We start from the raw sequence: 21,521 nt of genomic DNA, 5'->3' as shown, positions 1-21,521 counted from the left end.
ACAAGGAGTAACTGATATGGGTCTGATTCAAAAGAAGGACGAGAAGGACGAGATCGACGGCATCCAGATCATCGAGCGCGGCGAAGGCCCCGACGGTGACGAGGACGAGAAGATCGATCTGGTCGCAGGTACGTCTGCCGAGCACATTGCTGCCGGCACGACCGCCGAGGAGGAGGACGCCCGCCTGGAGGCTCAGATTGCCGCGGATGCCGCCGACGAGAACCTCATGCCTGAGGAGCAGGACGAGGACGATGACTCCGACGTGGACGACAGCGCATCCAAGCACAAGAAGACGATGATTGCCGCCTTTGTGGTCGCCATCGTGATCGCTGCTGTGGTCGGCTTCTTTATTGGCAACGGTGGTTTTGGCGGCAAGGGCGTCGGCTCGGCGACCCTCACCGAGGACCAGCTCGATTCGACCGTGGCAAGCTACAGCTACAACGGCAAGAAGAGCGACATCACCGCGCGCGAGGCCATCGAGAGCCAGTACAGCCTTGATACCGTCAAGGATAGCGATGGCAACTACACCGCTCCCTCTGCCGATGTCATCCTGTCCTACGTGCGCAACCAGATTCTGCTGGACGCTGCCGAGGATGAGGGCATCACCGTCTCTTCTAAGGAGATGAAGAAGTACGCCGAGGATTCTATCGGCACTTCGGACTACAAGACCATGGCCACGCAGTATGGCGTGTCCAAGGACCAGGCCAAGCAGATCGTCCGCCAGTCCGCAACGCTGCAGAAGCTCTACAAGAAGAAGGTGGGCGATAGCTCCGCAAGCATGCCGATCGCTCCGACCGAGCCTTCTGACGGCAACGAGGACACCGCGAGCAAGGACTACGCCGATTACATCATCAACCTTGCCGGTGACGAGTGGGATAGCAAGAAGGGCACCTGGAAGGACGCCGATAGCACCTACGCTAAGGCTTTTGCCGACGATGCCTTTACGGCCGATAGCGCTACCTATAAGCAGGCCATGACCGCCTATTACACCGCCTACCAGCAGTACTCTTCGCAGGCTTCGAGCGCCAGCTCCAAGTGGACCGAGTACGCCAACGGCCTCTACGCCAAGGCAAATATCAGCATCTACGGCCTGTTTGCGTAAAGATTACCTGAGCCTTCGAGTACGAAGCCGAAATATCTGATGAAGCCCCCTAGAGCGGACATCGTTCTAGGGGGCTTTTTGCGTTGGAGGGCTATCTATTGAGACGGAAAGGGCAGATTGAATGATCACGCACGTGCTTCATCGGGTCTCCCTAATTCATCTGGGAAAACAACTGCAAACGATTGCAAGTAACCGGTGAACGGTCGAAAACGACCGTTCACCGATAATCTCAAAACTGGTTCAGACTGGTATTAAGTCAAAAAGACCAATTCACATATCTTCACAATGACCTGCAATTTTTCTACACGCTATTTTTAGCCGCCCTGCGTTGTTTAGACACGGAAAAAGATCCGATCTTTTGCCAAAGCATTTCGAAACGGTTTCAAAACCGCAGGTAGATGTGTTAACGACCGGTAAACGGTCGAAATATCACCGTGAGCGGTGCAAAAACGTTTTACTGTATGAATCAACGAAAGCGACCTCTTCTGGGGTGATATAGTGACAACAACACGTCACGTGGTTACTACCAGTTGAGAAACCACTGGTCTTCAAAGAACGCTTTCCAAGAAGCTTTAAGGGCGAGCGCCCGCTGGCTTCCGAAAATCATCGGACTCAGATCGTACACACCTTCGGAAGGGAAATTTGAATGGTTGGCTTTATTCTTACCGGTCATGGACAGTTCGCACCCGGTCTCGCAAGCGCTATCGCTATGGTTGCCGGTGACCAGCCCGCTTTTACCGTCGTTCCTTTTGAGGGCGATCAGGCTGCTTCCTACGGTGAGGATCTCCGCGCCGCTATTACCGCCATGCGCGAGGAGTGCGATGGCGTGCTTGTCTTTACCGACCTGCTTGGCGGCACCCCGTTTAACCAGTCGATGATGATTGCCCAGGATGTCGACAACGTCGAGGTTCTGACCGGCACTAACCTCCCCATGGTTATTGAGCTCCTGTTCCTCCGCGGCAATGCCACGCTCGCCGAGCTTGGCGAGCAGGCAGTGACCGTTGGCCAGACGGGCATCACCGCCCAGACGGTCGCATCCGTTGCCGGCTCCGACGAAGAGGATATCTTTGGCGACGAGGACGGCATCTAATGGCCGATTTCGGAGCCAACGTCCTGAGCTCCTCGGTCGCTCTTTTAGGCCTGCTTGTCATCATGGGCTTGATTTACACCATCTGGTCGCAAATCAACATGAAGAAGAAGCAGAAGTACTTCAAGGAGCTGCACACCGAGCTCAAGCCGGGTCAGGAGGTTCTTTTCGCCGGCGGTATCTACGGAACCGTCAAGGGCATCGAAGGCGAGAAGGTCCAGATCAAGGTCCGATCCGGAGCCGTCGTAGATGTTTCGCGTTACGCGATTCAGGAGATCAAGTAACTGTCGTCAGCAAATAGCGAAAGGAAGCTGATCAACATGGCAGAACCCAACATTCTTCTTACCCGCATCGATAACCGACTGATTCATGGTCAGGTTGCCACTCAGTGGAACTCCACTCTGGGCTCCAACCTCATCCTCGTCGCCAACGACGACGTGTCAACCAATACCATGCGCCAGAACCTCATGAAGATGGCCGCTCCCGCCGGCGTCGCTACGCGTTTCTTCTCCCTGCAGAAGACCATCGACGTCATCGGCAAGGCGAGCCCGCGCCAGAAGATCTTCATCGTGGCCGAAACACCGGAAGACGTGCTTACGCTCGTCAAGGGCGGTGTGCCTATAAAGAAGGTAAACATCGGCAACATGCACATGTCGGAAGGAAAGCGCCAAGTCGCCACCTCCGTCGCAGTTAACGACGAGGATGTCGCTGCGTTTAAAGAGCTGCAGGAATTGGGGGTGGAGCTGGAGATCAGGCGCGTTCCGAGCACGCCTGTTGAGGACACGAGCAAGCTCTTCTCGTAATCCTCGTGATCCACATTGTCAGGAGTGAAACCCTGACGTTCTGTACGTGATATCAAAAGTGCGTACATGCATTTTGAAAGGAGGAGCAAGATGGAATACTCGATCATCCAGGTCGCTCTGGTCTTCATCGTCACGTTCGTCGCGGCAATCGACCAGTTCAACTTCCTCGAGTCTCTCTATCAGCCCATCGTCACCGGCGCCGTCATCGGTCTTATCCTTGGCGACCTCAACACCGGTCTTCTCGTGGGTGGTACCTATCAGCTCATGACGATCGGCAACATGCCGATCGGAGGCGCTCAGCCGCCTAACGCCGTCATCGGCGGCATCATGGCAGCCATTCTCGCAATCGCCACGGGCCTCGAACCCAACGCGGCAGTCGGCCTTGCCATTCCGTTCGCTCTGCTTGGTCAGCTCGGCGTTACCCTGGTCTTCACGCTTATGTCGCCGCTCATGTCCTCCGCGGACAACATGGCTCACAACGCTGACACCAAGGGTATCGAGCGTCTGAACTACTTCGCCATGGCTCTGCTCGGCCTGATCTTCGCTATCGTCGTCACCCTGTTCTTCATCGCTGGCGCTACCATCGGTCAGACCATCGCTTCCGCCATCCCGGCTTGGCTGCAGACCGGTCTCTCCGCTGCAGGCGGCATGATGCGCTTCGTCGGCTTCGCCGTCCTGCTCAAGGTTATGATGAACCGCGATATGTGGGGCTTCTTCCTCATGGGCTTTGGCCTCGCGATCATCACCGTTGCCAACGATTCTCTGGCAACTCCTGCCCTGCTCATCCTCGCTCTCATCGGCTTCGGCATCGCTTTCTGGGACTTCCAGCAGCAGACCGAGCTGAAGGGTGCAGCTGTTTCTGACGGAGGTGACTTCGAAGATGGCATCTAATGAGTATGTGATCCCGGAGCACTACGAGGATCTCACTCCTGCTCCGCAGCTCGACCAGAAGACCCTCAACAAGATGGCTTGGCGCTCCTGCTTCCTGCAGGCCTCGTTCAACTACGAGCGTATGCAGGCCGCTGGCTGGCTCTACTCCATCATCCCCGGTCTGGAGAAGATCCACACCAACAAGAACGACCTCGCGGCTTCCATGAGCCACAACCTGGAGTTCTTCAACACTCACCCGTTCCTCGTCACCTTTGTTATGGGCATCGTGCTTTCGCTCGAGCAGAACAAGGTTGACATCCCCACGATTCGCGCCGTCCGCGTCGCCGCAATGGGCCCGCTCGGTGGTATCGGTGACGCCCTGTTCTGGCTGACGCTCGTGCCTATCACGGCTGGCATCACCTCCAACATGGCCATCAACGGCAACGCCGCTGCGCCGATCATCTTCCTGGTGATCTTCAACGCCGTCCAGTTCGCACTGCGCTTCTGGCTCATGAACTGGTCCTACAAGCTTGGCACCAGCGCTATTGACGCTCTGACCGCCAACATGCAGGCCTTCACGCGCGCCGCTTCCATCATGGGCGTCTTCGTCGTCGGTTGCCTGGTCGTCACCATGGGTGGCACCCAGATCAACCTTCAGATTCCCAACGGCACCACCCGTGGCCTCTCCGCTACTACCGTGATCGTCTCCGAGAAGGAGGCCGAGAACTTCACCGGTATGGAGGGCATCGATACCGAGACCGCTGAGGCCGGTACCATTGCCATGACCGATAAGGACGGCAACGCCCTCACCGCTTCCGATGCCGACGGCAACGCTGTCGAGTGCGGCGTCACCGATCTGGGCAACGGCATGGAGTCCGTGACCTACGGCACCGTTACCGAGGATCCGGTCAACTTCTCTGTTGCCGACACCCTCAACACCATCGTCCCGAAACTCGTCCCGCTTATGCTTACGCTGCTGCTTTACTACATGTTCGCTAAGCACAGCTGGACCCCGACCAAGGGCATTCTGCTGCTCTTCGTCCTGGGCATCCTGGGCGCTGGCCCGCTTGGTCTCTGGCCGAGCATCTGGTAAGGCTCTAGCTTGAGGGGTGTGTCCCTACGCGGCTCACACCCCGACCCCTTAAGCCATGTGTATGTTAAAAGCCGCGTGCTCGAAAGAGCGCGCGGCTTTTGTTTTCTTGATGATTCGGATGTGGCAGACAGATAATGTTAACCACCCAAGGTAGTAGCCGAGTTTGAGAAAATGGGAGGATAGGATGGCGATCGGGGCGCGTAAGCAACCGCTGTACGATCAGCTGGTCGATATTCTGACCGAAAAGATTGACCATGAATATCGCGCCGGTGACATGATTCCTTCCGAGCGCGAACTTTCGGAGCGCTATGGTCTCTCGCGCACCACGGTACGCTTGGCTCTGCAGGAACTGGAGCGTTTAGGACTGGTGGTTCGGCAGCACGGTCGCGGTACCTTTGTGACCGACCGTTCGGCAAAGGCAACCAATCTTATGCAGTCCTACAGCTTTACCGAACAGATGCGCGCGATGGGTCGTGACCCCGAGACCACGATTCTCGAGTTTTGCGAGATGGAGGCCGATAAGAATCTAGCCGAGCATATGGGATTGCATATCGGTGATCGCGTTTTTAAGCTCAAGCGCCTTCGTTCTGCCGACAACATGCCCATGATGGTCGAACGCAGCTATCTGCCGGTTCGTCAATTTCTGTCCCTAAAGCGACCACTGCTGGAGAGTAAGCCGCTTTACGATGTGATTGAGCAGGACTTTCAGCAAAAGATTCGCGTGGCCGAAGAGGAGTTCTATGCGAGCATAGCCCGTCCCACCGATGCCCACCTTTTGGCAATTGTCGAGGGGTCGCCTGTGCTCGATTTGGTCAGGACTACGTATAACGAGTCAAACGAGGTTGTGGAGTATACGCTCTCGGTTGCTCGTGCCGATCAGTTTAAATACAAGGTTTACCACCAGCGTAGCAACTAGTGTTCGCATCGTTTCCATATGGTGATTCCTTGCAGTTAACTGGTTACTACCAGATAACCAACCGAAGTGTATAATTGCACGTCAGAGGATTACTTCTAGAGAGAGGTATTAGAAATGTTCGAGAAGAGTGTCGAGGAGCTCACCGAGCTCGGCGCCCAGATCACCACGGCCGAGATTGCTCAGCAGCCCGAGCTTTGGCGTGATACGCTCAACATCTATCGTGAGAACAAGGAGGCCATCGAGGCCTTTCTGGCCGAGGCTCGCGCTATGGGCGAGGGCCGTCTGTCCGTTGTCTTCACCGGTGCCGGTACGTCTGACTACGTTGGCGATACCTGCGCCCCGTACCTGCGTCACGCTGGCAACACTGATCTCTACGACTTTAAGCCCATTGCCACGACCGACATCGTGAGCGCCCCGCGCGACTTCCTGCGTGCCGAGGATCCCACGCTCGTGGTTTCCTTTGCCCGCTCTGGCAACAGCCCCGAGAGCCTTGCCGCCGTTGCCGTTGCCAAGGAGCTTGTCCACAACGTCAAATTCCTCAACATCACCTGCGCTCCCGAGGGCAAGCTCGCCGTCGAGTCTGCCGATGATCCCAACGCGCTGACGCTGCTCATTCCGCGCGCCAACGACAAGGGCTTCGCCATGACCGGTTCTTATTCCTGCATGACCCTGCTCGCCACCCTTATTTTCGACACTGCCTCTGACGAGCAGAAGGCCGAGTGGGTCGAGACGATTGCCAAGATGGGCGAGGAGGTCATCTCCCGTGAGCCCGAGATCGCCGATTACCTCGCTGGAGACTTCAGCCGCGTGACCTACTTGGGTTCTGGCTCCTTCGGTGGCCTTGCCCAGGAGAGCCAGCTCAAGATCCTCGAGCTCGCTCACGGCCTGGTTGCCACTTCTTACGACACTTCCATGGGCTATCGTCACGGACCCAAGTCCTTCGTCGACGACAAGACCCTCGTGTTCGTGTTCGTCAACAACGACGCCTACACCCGTCAGTACGACATCGACATCCTCAATGAGATCGGTGGCGACGATATTGCTCAGCACACCGTTGCCGTTCAGCAGGATGGCGCTACTGTCTACGAGGGTGAGTCCTTCACCTTTAAGGGCTACGAGGCGCTTCCCGAGGGCTACCTTGCTCTGCCGTTCGTGATGTTTGCCCAGGCTATCAGCCTGCTTAACTCCGTGCGCGTGGGCAACACGCCCGACACGCCGAGCCCCACCGGCACGGTCAACCGCGTGGTCAAGGGCGTGACGATTCACCCCTTCACCGCTTAATCGCGTCCCCCTGTAAGGGCGCCCGTCCGCTCGTAACGGCGGGCGGGCGCTTTTTGTTTTACGTGAGCTGGGTATAAACATCACCACAGTCAACTACTTTAGAAGTGAGGAGTACATATGAGCACGTATGCAATTAAGGCTGACAAGTTCTTCTTGCCGGCAGGCCCGCAACTGGGCGGCTATCTTATGGTCGAGGACGGCGTCTTTGGCGCTTGGCAGGCCGACGAGCCCTCCTGCGAGATCAAGGACTACACGGGATCGTGGATCGCGCCGGGCATGGTCGACACCCACATCCATGGCTTCTATAACCATTCGACTATCGATAACGATCCCGAGGGCATCGATATCAGCTCGACCGAGCTCGCCCGTCGCGGTACCACCAGCTGGCTGCCCACGACGTTCACCGATGGCGTCGAGCAGATCAAGGACGCCTGCGCCGCCATCGCTCAGGCGGACGAGGGCCGTGGCCCCGACTTCTGCGGTGCTCGCATTCAGGGCATCTACCTGGAGGGCCCTTTCTTTACCATGAAGCACGTGGGCGCGCAGAACCCCGCTTATCTTATCGATCCCTCCGAGGAGGTCTTCGATCAGTGGCAGGAGGCTGCGGGCGGTCGCATCGTTAAGAGCGCCATGGCGGCCGAGCACAACGGTGCCGCTGCTTATGCGGCTGCTCTGAACGCCAAGGGTGTGGTGACCAGCATCGGTCACTCCGACGCCACCTACGATGAGTGCATCGCCGCCATCAACGCCGGTGCCAGCTGCTTTACGCATACCTATAACGGCCAGCGCGGACTGCATCACCGTGAGCCCGGTGTTGTGGGTGCTGCCATGTCCACGCCCGAGACCTACGCCGAGATCATCTGTGACGGCAAGCACGTAAACCCTGGCGCTATCAAGGCGCTGCTGCAGGCAAAGGGCTGGCAGCATACGGTGCTCATCACCGACTGCCTGGGTTGCGGCGGCATGCCCGAGGGCAGCTACACCAGTGGCGGCATGGACGTCATCATGAAGGACAACCTGTGCTGGCTCGCCGACGGCAAGAGCATTGCCGGCTCGGTGCTCACGCTTGCCCAGGGCGTCAAGAACATCGTCGACTGGGGCATCGCCAGCGCCGATATCGCCATTCGCATGGCAACCGAGGTGCCGGCACGCTCCGTGCACATCGAGGATAAGTGCGGCAGCATCATGCCGGGTCGCGACGCCGACTTTGTCGTGTTCGACCATGAGCTCACCCTCGTCGAGACGTATGTTGGCGGTCAGAGCGTCGGTAACGCCTTTACCGAGTAACGATAGAAAAAGACGGCGGGTCCGAATCTGCTCGGACCCGCCGCATGGGTTAAACGCTCAAAAGTACCTTCACAGTTACAGCTTGTTAGCGATCTTCTTTACCGTGCGCTTAACGCCGGCCACCAGGCCTCCTGCAGGATGCTCCTTCTCGTATGCTAGGCGCTTCTCGCGCTTGGCGTACTCTTCGACGATGATGTCGCCATACTCGTCTTCGATCTTGTCGAAGAAGTCGACGGCGCCCTTAATTTCCTCAGCGGTCGGGTGTCCCTTTTGGACACCGCCGGCGAGTTTGAACGGCCCCCACGTATCAAAGCCGGGGCAGCCGTAGACACCCATAAAGATGGCCTGCCTCATGCGGCAGATGCCATCGATATCCTTGCCGTACCACTTGTTTTTGCCACCGTAGGTCATAAGGCCAAACACCTTGTCCTGCGGCTGCAGCACGTTGGTGAGCACGCGTGCCATGTCCTTGTCGATCTCGGAGTAATAGATGCCCGTGGCGACACCGATCAGATGATATTCGTGCAGGTTGGGATACTCGTTTTTGCCGAGCGCCTTGACGTCGAGGGTATCGATCTCGGGGTGTGCCTCGACGATGGCGTCCACGAGCTTTTTCGTATTGCCGTGATGGCGCGAGGCGTAGAGGATGATGGTTCGCATAAGAAGGCCTTCCAGCTGTAATTGCATCAATGTCTGTATGGTACCCCGTTGCATGGCTGGGATACCGGACACATCGATGAGCGTGCGGGTTTGTCCTTTGGTCAGGGCCGAGACGGATACTTGCGAGCAAAAGCAGTTGTTCGAAAGGATGGGCAATGGTATACGCTCTCTCCAACGATTCGATTTCTATTAAGGTGTCCACGGCTGGTGGTTCGTTTACCTCGATTGAGGCCGGAGGCCGCGAGTACTTGTGGCAGGGCGATCCCGCCGTGTGGTCCGGCCAGGCACCGATTTGCTTCCCGATTTGCGGAGGCCTGCGCGATGGCAGCGCCATGACGTTTGCCGGGCATCATGTAAAGCTCGCTCGCCACGGGTTTGCGCGCAAGCAGGAGTGGAAGCTGCTGAGCCAAAGCGCAAACGAGCTGGCTATGTGCCTGGCTTCGGAGGATAACGCCGCGCTGCTGAGAGATTATCCCTACCCGTTTAAGCTTGTCGCTCGTTATACGCTCGAGGACGCTGCCGTGCGCGTTTCCTATGAGGTGACCAACGAGGGCACCGAGGACATGCCGTTCTTTATCGGTGGACACCCCGGCTTTAGGTGCCCGCTCGACGAGGGCGAGGCCTATACGGACTACGAGTTGCGCTTCGAGAAAGACGAGGCTGCGGAGCTTTGCACCGCCGTATCCTCGACTGGCTTGATTGATGTAGCTAACCGTTCAAAGAACCCCATGGTGGGAAAGACGCTCCCCCTGTCGCATGAGCTCTTCGATTTTGCGGAGACCATCTTTGACGTGCTCGAGAGTCGTCAGGTCACGCTTTCCAAGAAGGGCGAGGACAAGGGCGTTCGCTTGAGTTTTGAGGGTTTCCCGTACCTCATCGTGTGGAGTAAGCCCGAGGGCGATTTTGTGGCAGTTGAGCCCTGGGGCGGCCTCTCGACCTGCTCCGATGAGGACGACGTACTTGAGCATAAGCGCGGCTGCCTTGTCGCCAAGCCCAAGGAGACTGTCGTTCGCTCGTTCACGATTGAGATTCTGTAATTCCGTTTTGTCGACTCGTATCGCGAGGCACAAGGAGCCCGCGAGATAAGGAGCTAAAATGATCCTCACCGTTACGATGAACCCGTCTGTCGATACGCGCTATCAGCTCGATGAGCTCATTATCGACGACGTCAACCGTGTGACGCCCGAAAAGACCGCCGGCGGCAAGGGTCTCAACGTGGCCCGTGTGCTGGGCCAGCTGGGCGACGACGTTGTGGCAACCGGTCTGCTCGGTGGCCATATGGGCGCCTATATGGCAGAGCTCATGGATGCCAACGGTATTAACAACGACTTTGTGCCCATCAAGGGCGAGACTCGCATTTGCCTCAACATCCTCCACGCCGGCAACCAGACCGAGCTGCTCGAGAGCGGCCCGACGATTGCCCCCGAGGAGCTGGATGCCTTTACCGCCAAGTTTAACGAGCTTGCGAGCAAGGCCGACGTCGTCACTATTTCGGGTTCGCTGCCCCGCGGCGTCGAGGCGGACTACTATGCCAAGATTACGGGCATTGCCGAGAACGCCGGCGCCAAGGTGCTGCTCGATACCTCGGGCGCTTCGCTTGAGGCTGCCCTCAAGTCCGAGGTCAAGCCCGAGCTGGTCAAGCCTAACCTAACCGAGATCAACGGCTTGTTGGGCACGAGCTTTACCACCGACGATGTGGACGAGCTCCGTGCTGCGCTCGCCTCTGACGCCCGCTTCTCCGATATCCCCTGGGTCGTCGTGTCCATGGGCGCTGCCGGCTCCGTGGGCTTCCACAACGGACGTGCGTTCCGTGCCAAGACCCCCGATATTCCTGCCGTTAACGCTACGGGTTCCGGCGACTCCACTATCGCCGGTTTCGCGCATGCCATCGCTGCCGGCGCGGACGACGAGACGGTGCTGCGTACCGCCAACACCTGCGGCAAGCTCAATGCCATGGATCCCATGACCGGTCATCTGGTCATGGACCGTTGGGACGAGGTTTACAACGGCGTCGACGTGGCCGAGCTGTAAGAACTTGGGCGTCGGCTCTGGCATCGGTTGTTTGCTTGTGGTTAGAGCCAACGACAAGTGCGGTAGCATTATGCCGGGGCGCGACGCCGATACTGTCGTGTTCATTCCCGACCTTACCCTGGTCGAGACGTATGCGGGTGGCAACAGCTTTGGCAACGCGTTTGCCGAGTAGCCGCCAAAGAAACGATCCGAGAGGGGATTTAGATGATTTACGGTGCATTGGGCGATATCGAGGAGTATCGCGGAATGCTCAAGGGCCTCGACGTGCTGATCGACTGGCTCGAGGAGAACGACCCGGCGGAGCTCGAGGTCGGCAGCCATCCGATTCTGGGCGACAAGGTCTTTGCAAACGTCATGGCTCCCACGACGCGTCCCGAGGCCGAGGCTCACTATGAGACGCATCAGCGCTATCACGACCTGCAGATCGACGTCGAGGGTCGCGAGGCCTTTAAGGTCGCTACGGGTAGCCTGACGCTGGTCCAGGAGTTTGACGAGAAGGACGACTACGATCTGGTCGATTCCGACGCCTCGATCGCCGGCGATCTTGCCGACGACAAGTTTGCGCTGTTTGTTGCCGGCGAGCCGCACATGCCCACGCTCGAGTTCCCGGGCGATGGCGCGCAGCCGGTCAAGAAGATCTGCTTTAAGCTGCTTGCAGACGCCTACTGGGAGGAATAGCGCGCTGCCCGACTGAGCTGTTCGTATGCTGGCGTGATTCCATTGAGGAGCGCGCTTGGGCCCCGCTGATTGCGGTTCCTTTGGGGATTGCGGTTGGCGGGGCTTTTTGTTATTTGAGCAGGGTTCATTGGAGCGGTCAAATTAGGCTGAACGACGCAGTTATTGAGACGCAATTGACGCTAAATGGATTGAAGAATAATTAAAATAGCTGTGGATACGAGAAATAGCTAATGGATGGGAGCTCTTTATGGGACTCAGCACAACCGCTTTAATTCCTAGGCGCGCTTTCTTGGCGTTGGGGCTCACAGCTGCTTCCGTTTGCCTCACCGCATGCTCCGGGAAGGGGAGCTATGATGATGGCTACGCTGCGGGCTATGCTGCTGCTCAGGCAGACGCTGCCGGAAAAGAGAAGGATGGCAGCGGCGGGGACGGCGATATCCCCGTATCGGGTATTGAGTACACCATCACGGGGGCGCAGCGCGGAGTAGAAAGCTATAGTGACGGTAAGCCACTGTTGATTTTGAATGTGACTGCAAAAAATGTGTCGGAAGACCTTCAGACTGTTATGTTTTCCGGTAATGAGATATTGGCTTTTCAGGACGGAAAGGGGCTTAATCCGAGTATGTTGGTGGAAGGCCTTGATCTTCCTGAGTCGCGTCAGATACAACCTGGCACAGTTCTTGAGGGTTGGCTTGGTTACGAGCTGATCGACGAAACAACGCCAGTTGAATGTGAGGCTGGCGGCCAAATTGCTTCTTCCGATAATAATGAAGCCATCTATGGGCTGACTAATCCGCAGATTATCGATCTGAGTACTCTTTAATCATTACTCGTACGTTTAAAAAGCTGTCCAGACCTTTGATTTGGGTTAAGGGACCCCCCCCTAATCAAAGAGCCCAAATTTAGGACGGGAGCAGGTACGGTTTAGTCGTTGATCTAAGATTGAGCTGTTACGACGTTGTGGGAACTCAATCGGCAAGAAGCCGTTAATATGCCGGCAGACGATCGATTGGAAGGCTGTATGGACGTCAGGCTGCTTGGAAAGAAAAACGAGGGCGAGGGTCTTGAGGTCGCTGTTCCCGTTGATTCGGCTTTTGCAGAGCTAAAAGACAAGAGCGATGAGCAGCTGGCAGAGGCCCAGAGATTTTTGATTGACTTTATGAAGAAAGTTGCGCGGTTAAAGGGAGTGAGAATTGATCGGCCCCATTTCCTCCGCTCGGAGCTGAGGAGGAAGGGTATCCATAAAGATGTCGTCGAGTTTGCCGTGGAAACGACTCCCGTCACTGCCGGAATCGACGTGGGCCTGATCGATAGAATTGCTAGAGAAGTAATTGATTTTGAGACAAAGAAGTCAACTGCCCTTTCCTTTGCAGCAGGTCTTCCCGGAGGTGTTGCGATGGCGGGCACCATTCCTGCTGATATTACGCAATACTACGTGCACGCATTCAGGATTATGCAGAAACTGGCATACCTGTATGGCTGGCAGACCTTTTTTGAAGAATGTGACGACGTTGATGACGAGACTCTCTACGAAATGGCAGTGTTGCTCGGTGTGATGATGGGTGTAGGCAGCGCGAATTCGATGCTAACCGTAATCGCCAAAAACGCCCAAGAGGCGGTCGCGAAAAAGGTCGCTCGCCAGTCTCTAACCAAGACCAGTTGGTATCCGATCCTCAAGAAGCTCTTGAGCTTCATGGGTATCAAGATAACAAAGCAGACGGTGGGGGATGCCGCTGGCAAGGTTGTTGTGGGTGTCGGTGGCGTAATCTCTGGTGTTATCACCTATACGGGTCTTTCAAAGGGATCGGCACGCTTGCGTAGGCAGCTTAAGTGCTTGCCGCAGGCAAGCGAGCGGATTCCTGGCACTGGGTACTATGAAAAAGATGAGACCGCGGTTGCCAAGAGGAGGGTTGGCGTAGCGGAACCCCTCTTTATCGAAAAGTTCGGATTTACTCCCATGTTCTACGGCTCTATTGTTGAATATGCTGACCGGCTGGAGGAGTCACTGGCGACTGGAGAAGCGAAGCTGTATGCATATAATCCGGACGTTCTTCTCTGATACTCAGCGGAATTTGGCTATGTGCAACAGGATTGTTGTTCGATCTAATGTGAACGTTGGATGATGCTAGCTATTTATGGAAAACGGTTAAAAAAGATTTTCACCCCTTTTTCACTCCTCGGAGAAGGAGGAAAGAGACGCGAAAACAAAAAAGCTCAGAAGCAACTATGCTTCTGAGCTGCACTAATGCAATGGAGCCAGCGACCGGGCTCGAACCGGTGACCCCCGCTTTACGAGAGCGGTGCTCTACCAACTGAGCTACGCTGGCGGCCATGTGGTGACGCAGCTGAGGCGTCAACGGCTGTCTATGATACGGGACATCGCAAATCCGCGCAAGTGTTCTGACAGCTTTTCTCACGTTAAATGCACCAATCATTCAAGCCGGGATGTGCCTGGTTGCCTACAACTAGGTAGAAAAAGGCCCGTCGGCGGTGTGCCGGCGGGCGCTGCTGTGCGATATGTTGCGTTATGGGCTTAGTGCCTCATAAAGTGGTATTCGATCACATTGCTGTAGGGATGACCCGGGCCCACAATGCCCTGCGGGAACAGCGGCTGGTGCGGCGTGTCGGGGTACATCTCGGCCTCGAGGGCAAAGCCGGCGCCCCAGCCGTAGTTGGCATCGTCCTTGGCGTGCTCATCGCCTAGCCAGTTGCCGGTGTAGAGCTGCACGCCCGGGGCGGTGGTGTAGTAGTCCAGCTCACGGCCGGTCCACATCTCCTCGACGTGCAGGGCACGGCGCAGATTGCGGCCGTACTGATAGCCGCCAATGCACAGGCAGTGATCGTAGCCGCGTGCCTGCTTAATCTGCGGATGGTCGGCCTCCATGCCAGGCGCGATGGGGCGTAACTCGCGAAAATCAAACGGTGTTCCCTCGACCGGAGCAATCTCGCCAGTAGGAATGTTCTGGTCGTCAATGGGAAGGTAGTGGGCGGCGTTGGCAACAAAGAAGTGCTCGCAGTCCATGCCGGCATTATGACCGGCAAGGTTAAAGTACGTGTGGTTGGTCATGGACACGTACGTGGCACGGTCGCTCTCGCAGCCATACTCGATACGGAAGCGGCCGGTGTGCGTCACGGTAAACACGGCCGTAAAGGTGCGGTTGCCGGGCAGGCCCAACTCGCCATCCTCAAGTGAGGTGGTCATGCGCACGGCGTTGTGGGCCTCGTCGAGCTCAACATCCCACACGCGCTTGTGCAGTCCGTGTTCAAGATCGCTGTGCAGGTTATTGGCGCCCTCGTTGGCGGGCATATGCCAGTCCGTACCGTCGATGGTGATCGTGGCGCCCGCGGTGCGGTTTGCCACGGGGCCAATGGTCGCGCCAAAGCAGGCGGGGTTGTCAAAGTAATCCTCGAGCTTATCGAAGCCCAGCACCACATCGCGCACGTTGCCTGGAATGTCGGGCACATCGATACCCAGCACGGTGGCGCCATAGTCCATAATGCGAACGCAGATCTCGGGCCCGTTGAGGGTGTAACGATGAACGGGGGTACCGCACGGCGCGGTGCCGAAAAGCTCAGAAGTGATCATTTGGTTCCTAACATCGAGGTATTTCCGACAAACTGTAGCGCGAACAGGTGAGATTATCACTACATCCCACTAAAGCAGGGGGTATTTTTCTCAAAAAAGTGATGATTGGAGCTGTGCGGGCGTTCATTTTTGACGCGCACGAGTCTGATACAATTTGTTCGTTACTGTTTGAATGATATGCGTGCAAAGAACGGCGAGGATTCATCGTGATTAAAGCGGAGCGACAGGATAAGGTTCGTCAGCTGCTCGAGGAGCAGGGCACGGTCTCGGTCAAGGAGATTTCGGATGCACTGGGCGTCTCGGATATGACGATCCGCCGTGATCTTGAGGAGCTTGCGAGCCTGGGCGAGATCGAGCGCGTGCACGGCGGCGCCCGCAGTGCGCAGGGTCGTCCCCACGCTATGTTGCGCCACGAGTACTCGCACAGCGAAAAGCGCACCAAGCATGCCGAGGAAAAGCTGCAAATTGCGCGCCGCGCCGTGGAGCTTATCGAGGAAGGTTCGACCATCTTTTTGGGCACGGGCACTACGGTTGAGCAGATGGCATCGATGCTGCCGGCGTTTCGCCTGCGCATTGTGACCAATTCGCTTTCGGTGTTTAACCTGCTCGAGGCGCGCGAGGACTGCGACCTGTGCCTCGTGGGTGGCATGTATCGTCGCCGCACCGCCGCTTTTGTGGGACCAACGGCCGAGGATACCCTGCGTGCGTTAGGTATCGATGCGGCGTTTATCGGTGCCAACGGCATCTTGGACGGCGACGTGTCCACATCTAACATGGAAGAGGGCCGCATCCAGCAGCTCGCCTTTAGCAAGGCCGACTCGCGCTATCTGATCGCCGATTCCAGCAAGATCGGCAAGCGCGACTTCTACACCTTCTGCCGCCTGGACAATTTGGACGCCGTGGTGTGCGAGCCGAGTATTACCGCCGAGGATCGTGCCGCCATCGAGGAACACACGCAGGTCATCTGCTAGCTAACGCTATTGGATTGCTAGCAGGCGATGCGGGAGGACTTTTACCTCCTGTCATTGTGGGGAATCGGCGCGTCAGCGCTATGCGATATGACGCGCAAATGAGGACTCCACTATCAAATTGTCTCGACCTGTAACAGGTAGGGGTGAAGTCACCAACCAGATGTTACAGATTGAGATTTTTGGCCCGGCCTATTCCGTTTGTCTCAATCTGTAACAGCTAGGACCCAAAAACTCGACTAGGTGTTACAGATCGAGATTTTGTCTATCCAGCCATCACCTTTGTCTTGATCTGTAACAGTTAGACGGTTAAAAGCGAGTTAGATGTTACAGATTGAGATATTTCTGCTCGGGCGTTCTGTTTGTCTTGATCTGTAACAGCTAGGGCCGAAATATTCGGCTAGATGTTACAAATCGAGACAAACGACCTGCTCGGGCCGCGCCAAAACAAAAGAGGCCGCATGCGAACCCGTGGAGGGATTCGTATGCGGCCGACAGGGGGTATGCGGCGAAAACTAGGCCATGAGCAGGCCGGTCTCCGCGACGTTCTTGTACCAGTACGCGCTCGCCTTGGGATAGCGCTTCTGGGTCTCAAAGTCGATGTAGAACAGGCCGTAGCGCTTGTTGTAGCCGTTGGTCCAGGAGAACTGGTCCTGCAGCGACCACACAAAGTAACCGTCGACGTTTACGCCGCCGTCGATCGCCTTGAGGATCCATGCGAGATGCTGACGCATGTAGTCGATGCGAGGGGCGTCGTCGATAAAGCCGTCCTCGAAGTCGTCCTTATAGCCCATGCCGTTCTCGGTGATGTAGATCTTCTTGTAGTTGGGGTAATCGTTCTTAATGCGGAGCAGCAGGTCGTAGAGGCCCTCGGGATAGATAATCCAGTCCCAATCGGTGGTGGGTACGCCTTCGCGCACGCATGACTCGCCCACGCCCTTGAGGAACCAGCGCGAGGAGCCCTTGTCGCCGGTGCCATTGTGGTTGATGTCGTTTTCGCCCTCGGCGGCACGCAGGAACTGGCACTTGTAGGTGTTGACGCCCAGGCAATCGTTGTAGGGGAGCGCCGCGGTCAGCGCGGCGATGTCCTCGTCGCGGACGTCGAGCTCGCCGCCGGCGATATGGGCCAGCTTGGTTGCGGCTTCCATGGTGTCGGCTGCATAGTGGCCGCGGAAGGTGGCGTCGAGCACCCAGCGGTTGTTGATGACGTCGGCCATGCGGGCGGCCTCGCAGTCGGCAGCGCTGTTGGGATCGAGGGGATACTTGGGCTCCAGGTTCTGGACAATGCCGATCTCGCCCTCAAAGCCGCCCTCATGGAAGGCGACGACAGCCTTGGCGTGGGCCACCATCATGTTGTGCATGAGCTGGAAGGCCTTGTCCAGGCGGTACTTCTCGCCGTGCGGCCAGTTGCCGACGATAAAGCTGCCCTCGGCGGTTGCGGGAATCTCGTTAAACGTGAACCAGTGCTTGACCTCGGTGAACTCGGCAAAGCAGAACTTGGCGTACTCGACAAAGGCGTCGATCGTCGTGCGCGTCAGGAAACCCTCGCCGCCGTTCTGGTAAAAGGCCTCGGGCGTATCGAAGTGATCGAGCGTGACATAGGGGATAACGCCAGCTTTGTTGCAGGTGGCAAAGAGCTCGTGATAGAAGGCAACACCCTCGGGGTTAATCTCGCCAGTACCGTTGGGGAAGATGCGGCTCCAAGCGATGGAGACGCGGATACCGTTGATGCCGAAGCGCTGGCACAGGTCGATATCGACCGGGTACTTGTTGTAGAAGTCGCTTGCAGGATCGGGGGAGAAGCGACCCTGAGCAGCCAGGAAATCGTCCCAGGGCACTTTGCCCTTGCCGTGCGTACGGGTCTCGCCCTCAACCTGGTAAGCAGCGGTGGCGCCGCCAAACACAAAGCCGTCGGGGAACTGCATGGGGTTGGTCATGAGGCATCCTTTCTGTGGGGTACGAATAGGGAGAGGTGCCCGAACTGGGGATCCGGGCACCAACAGAGGGAGGAGCTAGTCGAGGTTCTCGCGGAGCCACTTGATGGCGCCAGCGGGGTCGCGGGTAAGGTCGATATATTCCTTGCCGCGCGGGGCGAGCAGCTTAATGCCCAGACGATCGGTGTCGGCCTTCATGTCGTTGTAGTAGCTACGAACCTGCGGGGCAAGCACGATAACGTCGTACTGATCCATGATGGCAGTGTGCTGGCCATAAGCGCCGGCAGAGGAAGCGATGTTCTCTCCGGTCTGCGCAGCACCTTCCTTGATGGCGTTGGCAAGCATGGCAGAGGTGCCGGCACCGGCGCACAGGACGAGGACCTTCAGACCGTCGACATCCTTCTTAGCGGATGCTTTGACGACGGGCTCGGGCTGATCGGCGACAGGCTCGCTGTCGCCGGCAGCGGCGGTCGGCTCGACGGAAGCGGTAGCCTGCTCGACAGCGGGCGCGGAGGTGCTGGCGGCGATGGTGGCAGCACCATCGGACTCAAGACCCAGCTCGGCGGCGCGCTCTGCCTCCTGGTCGCAGAGCAGCTTATCGTATGCCTTCAAGAACGGCAGGTAGATGATGGCGTCCAGCAAGATGATGATCGCGACAAATACCAGGGCGATGAGCTGGAAGTTCGTGGTGATGAAGATGCCGATGGGGGCAGGGGTAGCCCAAGGCACCACGAAGGAGAAGCCGTTCATACCCACGTTATCGATAAAGAACTTGGCAACACTTACGTTGACGCAGCCGGCAGCAACAAAGGGGATGAGCATGTAGGGGTTGAGGATCATGGGCGCGCCAAAGAGCAGCGGCTCGTTGACAGCAAAGGCGACCGGTACGATCGAGGCCTTACCGACGGCTTTGAGCTGCTTGGACTTCATAAAGAGAATCAGCAGAAGCGGCACGATGAACGTGGCGCCGGTGCCTCCGAACTCACCCACGAGCGACATGTTAAAGGTGAGGGAGTGGGCAGGGTGACCACCGGCCAGCAGAACCTGCAGGTTCTCGGCCTGGTTGGCAAGACGGATAGGGTCGATGCCCGGCTGGACAATCGAAGGACCATGGACACCGATGAACCAGAAGAACGCGGTGGCTGCCTGGATAAGGATAAGGCCAGGATAGGTTTCTGCAGCGGTAAAGAGCGGGGAGAGCAGTTTGATGAGCAGCTCGGAGAACGGAACGCCCATGAGGTTGCGCACGACGACATCGATGATGCCGCAGATGATGACGGCGCCGCCAAAGGGGATGATGTCGCGGAAGTTCTGAGCGATGGCGCCCGGAACCTCCTTGGGCAGCTTAATGGTCAGATCGCGCGAGACGCAGAACTTATAGACCCACACGGTAATGAACGCGGCGATATAGGCCGAGAACAGACCGCGCGTACCCATGCTGGTGCAATCGAAGACCGAAAGCTCGGAGCCGTCGAGCTTGGTGGTGAACTGCGTAACGGCGAGCAGCAGCATGCTGCACTGGGCGGCCACCATGGTGGAGCCGTCGTTGAGCACTTTGCCGGCGGGCATGCGACGGTTCATGGAGGCCGTAAAGTTCTTGGCAGTGGTGCCGGCAACCATGATGCCCATGACGCCCATGGTGAAGTTATACAGCTTGTTGCACCAGTCGATGAGCGGCTGGGGCAGCGTGATGCCAACTACGCCGGGAAGGGTGGCGATCAGCAGGAAGATCGAAGAGGTGAGGACGATGGGCATGCACCCAAGGAATCCGTCCTTAATGGCCTGGAGGTAGATGTTTCTCGAGATTTTCTCAAAGAACGGTTGATGCTTTTCGAGCATCTTTACGATGGCGTCCATAGAGCTCCTTTTCTGCTCGATGCGCGATGCACGTGGATGGAACTGGTCGTCGATGGATGGTTAGGACTGCCCGGAAACCTTCCTGCTTAAGGAAGGCATTAACGAAATGACAACGTTGTCATTTCGTTAATGACAACGTAAGACATTTTTGGAAGAGCAACAAGGATTTACAGGTGAACGGTCGATATCGTCCGATAAACGGCTGATTTGTCAGTCGGGCAGGTAGTGTATGCTAGAACGCAAAAAAACAAGCGATATAGAACCGAGTGGAGAAGAAGTGGCAACGATGGACAAGAAGAATGTCTCGATGAACGATGTGGCGATTGCCGCGGGCGTTTCTCTCAAGACGGTTTCGCGCGTGATCAACGAGCCCGATAGCGTACGAGAGTCGACACGCGATAAGGTCCATTCCGCAATGGAGGCGCTCGGGTTTCGAACCAACTTCGCCGCGCGTTCGCTCAAGCTGGGCCGTTACGGGTGCATCGGCGTGGTGCTGTTCCACTTGTCGGGCGGCGCCGTGGACATGATTGACGGTATCGCAGATGCCGCCGAAGAACGCGGCTTTGCTCTCACGATGATCAAAAAGCGGGCGGGGGAGAAGATGACCCTTGCCGAAGCGGCGCGCAGGATGTCGCAGCTTCCCGTCGACGGCATGATCTTCAACCTGCGTCAGATGGTCGATGACTTTGATACCTTTGAGGCGCCGAAAGACCTCAAGACGGTGATTATCACACCGATGGAGCATCCTACCTGCTCTACCGTTAGTGACGACCAAGAGGACGGCGCGCGCATGGCGTGCGAGTACTTCTTAAATCGTGGGCACAAGAACGTATATTTCGTTTCTGGTAAGAAAGAGGCGCTGTCGAGCCAGTGTCGTATGAAAGGTTGGCGTGCGGCACTCGAGGCGCGTGGCATTGAGCCGCCCGAGCCTCTGCAAGGCGATTGGAATGCGGATAGTGGCTATGCCGCGGGCCTTGTGCTTGCCGATAAGCCCGATTGCACGGCGGTCCTCGCCGCTAACGACTGCATGGCAAACGGCGTGATGATGGCTCTACGTGACAAAGGGCTCAGTGTGCCCGACGACGTGTCCGTGATCGGCTTCGACGATGAGCTCTACAAGACGATTCCCAACTCGATTCTGACGTCGGTGAAGTTTCGCCACCGCGAGCTGGGCATCCGTGCGCTTAACGAGGTCGTCGCAGGCCTTGAGGCTCCGAGCTCCAGAAGCCGTACGCTTGTGTCGGGCGTGCTGATCGAGCGTTCCAGCGTGAAAGACCTGCGGGCGTAGACGTGCTCGGCTCGTTCATCTCAATCTGTAACAGTTAGGACCGAAATACTCGGCTAGATGTTACAGATCGAGATTGAGAG

At 57.2% G+C, this 21,521-nt stretch carries 21 protein-coding genes and 1 tRNA gene; 17 read left to right on the top strand and 5 right to left on the bottom strand.

Features of this window, described 5'->3' with window-relative positions; genetic code table 11:
• The first annotated feature begins 16 nt into the window (after window positions 1-16).
• The 9 genes from ACTM82_RS00430 to nagA all read left to right on the top strand — a co-directional run bounded on the left by ACTM82_RS00430 (window position 17) and on the right by nagA (window position 8,439).
• Window positions 17-1,102 (top strand): hypothetical protein, encoded by a 1,086-nt coding sequence (locus ACTM82_RS00430; protein ID WP_441054134.1) that lies wholly within the window; start codon window positions 17-19, stop codon window positions 1,100-1,102.
• 646 nt (window positions 1,103-1,748) lie between these two features.
• Window positions 1,749-2,192 carry a PTS fructose transporter subunit IIA gene (locus ACTM82_RS00425; RefSeq protein ID WP_117743271.1) on the top strand — a complete coding sequence of 148 codons (444 nt, stop codon included), beginning with the start codon at window positions 1,749-1,751 and terminating at the stop codon, window positions 2,190-2,192.
• On the top strand, window positions 2,192-2,473 hold the full coding sequence (gene yajC, locus ACTM82_RS00420; protein ID WP_022094612.1) for a preprotein translocase subunit YajC: 282 nt from the start codon (window positions 2,192-2,194) through the stop codon (window positions 2,471-2,473). The genes ACTM82_RS00425 and yajC overlap by 1 nt, the downstream gene beginning before the upstream one ends.
• A gap of 36 nt (window positions 2,474-2,509) precedes the next feature.
• Window positions 2,510-2,992 carry a PTS N-acetylgalactosamine transporter subunit IIB gene (gene agaV, locus ACTM82_RS00415; RefSeq protein ID WP_154514998.1) on the top strand — a complete coding sequence of 161 codons (483 nt, stop codon included), beginning with the start codon at window positions 2,510-2,512 and terminating at the stop codon, window positions 2,990-2,992.
• A gap of 90 nt (window positions 2,993-3,082) precedes the next feature.
• Entirely contained in the window at window positions 3,083-3,883 is an 801-nt protein-coding gene (locus tag ACTM82_RS00410; protein WP_154514996.1) for a PTS mannose/fructose/sorbose/N-acetylgalactosamine transporter subunit IIC, read from the top strand.
• Entirely contained in the window at window positions 3,873-4,955 is a 1,083-nt protein-coding gene (locus ACTM82_RS00405) for a PTS system mannose/fructose/sorbose family transporter subunit IID (protein ID WP_138374505.1), read from the top strand. Before ACTM82_RS00410 ends, ACTM82_RS00405 begins: the two co-directional genes overlap by 11 nt.
• A 184-nt stretch (window positions 4,956-5,139) precedes the next feature.
• A complete protein-coding gene (locus tag ACTM82_RS00400; protein ID WP_154514994.1) occupies window positions 5,140-5,871 on the top strand; it encodes a GntR family transcriptional regulator in 732 nt (243 codons plus the stop codon).
• Between the two features lie 114 nt (window positions 5,872-5,985).
• The gene (agaS, locus tag ACTM82_RS00395; RefSeq protein ID WP_441054132.1) at window positions 5,986-7,152 is read left to right on the top strand and encodes an SIS domain-containing protein; all 1,167 of its coding nucleotides are present in this window, start codon (window positions 5,986-5,988) and stop codon (window positions 7,150-7,152) included.
• 117 nt (window positions 7,153-7,269) lie between these two features.
• A complete protein-coding gene (nagA, locus tag ACTM82_RS00390) occupies window positions 7,270-8,439 on the top strand; it encodes an N-acetylglucosamine-6-phosphate deacetylase (protein ID WP_441054130.1) in 1,170 nt (389 codons plus the stop codon).
• A gap of 75 nt (window positions 8,440-8,514) precedes the next feature.
• Here nagA and ACTM82_RS00385 read toward each other — a convergent pair whose 3' ends face one another.
• On the bottom strand, window positions 8,515-9,099 hold the full coding sequence (locus tag ACTM82_RS00385) for a hypothetical protein (protein ID WP_427794002.1): 585 nt from the start codon (window positions 9,097-9,099) through the stop codon (window positions 8,515-8,517).
• A 155-nt stretch (window positions 9,100-9,254) separates the two neighbouring features.
• Here ACTM82_RS00385 and ACTM82_RS00380 point away from each other — a divergent pair, with 155 nt between their 5' ends.
• The 6 genes from ACTM82_RS00380 (at window position 9,255) to ACTM82_RS00355 (ending at window position 13,867) form a co-directional block, all read left to right on the top strand.
• Window positions 9,255-10,136: an aldose 1-epimerase family protein gene (locus ACTM82_RS00380; RefSeq protein ID WP_441054128.1), complete on the top strand. Its 882-nt coding sequence runs from the start codon at window positions 9,255-9,257 to the stop codon at window positions 10,134-10,136.
• A gap of 58 nt (window positions 10,137-10,194) precedes the next feature.
• Window positions 10,195-11,130, top strand: a complete 936-nt coding sequence (locus ACTM82_RS00375; RefSeq protein ID WP_441054126.1) for a hexose kinase — start codon at window positions 10,195-10,197, stop codon at window positions 11,128-11,130.
• 37 nt (window positions 11,131-11,167) lie between these two features.
• A complete protein-coding gene (locus tag ACTM82_RS00370; RefSeq protein WP_441054124.1) occupies window positions 11,168-11,302 on the top strand; it encodes a hypothetical protein in 135 nt (44 codons plus the stop codon).
• A gap of 32 nt (window positions 11,303-11,334) precedes the next feature.
• A complete protein-coding gene (locus ACTM82_RS00365) occupies window positions 11,335-11,808 on the top strand; it encodes a YhcH/YjgK/YiaL family protein (RefSeq protein WP_117778978.1) in 474 nt (157 codons plus the stop codon).
• Between the two features lie 247 nt (window positions 11,809-12,055).
• Entirely contained in the window at window positions 12,056-12,631 is a 576-nt protein-coding gene (locus tag ACTM82_RS00360) for a DUF5067 domain-containing protein (protein ID WP_441054122.1), read from the top strand.
• Window positions 12,632-12,799: 168 nt separating this feature from the next.
• The gene (locus ACTM82_RS00355; RefSeq protein ID WP_441054120.1) at window positions 12,800-13,867 is read left to right on the top strand and encodes a hypothetical protein; all 1,068 of its coding nucleotides are present in this window, start codon (window positions 12,800-12,802) and stop codon (window positions 13,865-13,867) included.
• 192 nt (window positions 13,868-14,059) lie between these two features.
• On the opposite strand, the gene ACTM82_RS00350 is transcribed toward ACTM82_RS00355, so the two are convergent.
• Both ACTM82_RS00350 and ACTM82_RS00345 read right to left on the bottom strand, forming a co-directional pair.
• Window positions 14,060-14,135: transfer RNA gene (locus ACTM82_RS00350), tRNA-Thr, on the bottom strand.
• A gap of 206 nt (window positions 14,136-14,341) precedes the next feature.
• A complete protein-coding gene (locus ACTM82_RS00345; RefSeq protein ID WP_441054118.1) occupies window positions 14,342-15,394 on the bottom strand; it encodes an aldose epimerase family protein in 1,053 nt (350 codons plus the stop codon).
• Window positions 15,395-15,600: 206 nt separating this feature from the next.
• Here ACTM82_RS00345 and ACTM82_RS00340 point away from each other — a divergent pair, with 206 nt between their 5' ends.
• The gene (locus tag ACTM82_RS00340) at window positions 15,601-16,365 is read left to right on the top strand and encodes a DeoR/GlpR family DNA-binding transcription regulator (RefSeq protein ID WP_441054117.1); all 765 of its coding nucleotides are present in this window, start codon (window positions 15,601-15,603) and stop codon (window positions 16,363-16,365) included.
• A 512-nt stretch (window positions 16,366-16,877) separates the two neighbouring features.
• On the opposite strand, the gene lacG is transcribed toward ACTM82_RS00340, so the two are convergent.
• Together lacG and ACTM82_RS00330 are read right to left on the bottom strand one after the other, a co-directional pair.
• Complete coding sequence (gene lacG, locus ACTM82_RS00335; RefSeq protein ID WP_229058862.1) at window positions 16,878-18,299, bottom strand: 6-phospho-beta-galactosidase; 1,422 nt, start codon at window positions 18,297-18,299, stop codon at window positions 16,878-16,880.
• A gap of 75 nt (window positions 18,300-18,374) precedes the next feature.
• Window positions 18,375-20,153 (bottom strand): PTS lactose transporter subunit IIBC, encoded by a 1,779-nt coding sequence (locus tag ACTM82_RS00330; protein WP_441054114.1) that lies wholly within the window; start codon window positions 20,151-20,153, stop codon window positions 18,375-18,377.
• A gap of 286 nt (window positions 20,154-20,439) precedes the next feature.
• Here ACTM82_RS00330 and ACTM82_RS00325 point away from each other — a divergent pair, with 286 nt between their 5' ends.
• Window positions 20,440-21,441, top strand: coding sequence for a LacI family DNA-binding transcriptional regulator (locus ACTM82_RS00325; RefSeq protein WP_441054213.1), 1,002 nt, complete (start codon window positions 20,440-20,442; stop codon window positions 21,439-21,441).
• Window positions 21,442-21,521 lie beyond the last annotated feature (80 nt).

This window comes from Collinsella sp. HCP3S3_E5 (assembly GCF_052067635.1).
GTDB lineage: Bacteria > Actinomycetota > Coriobacteriia > Coriobacteriales > Coriobacteriaceae > Collinsella.
This window is presented reverse-complemented; position numbering and strand designations above follow the sequence as displayed.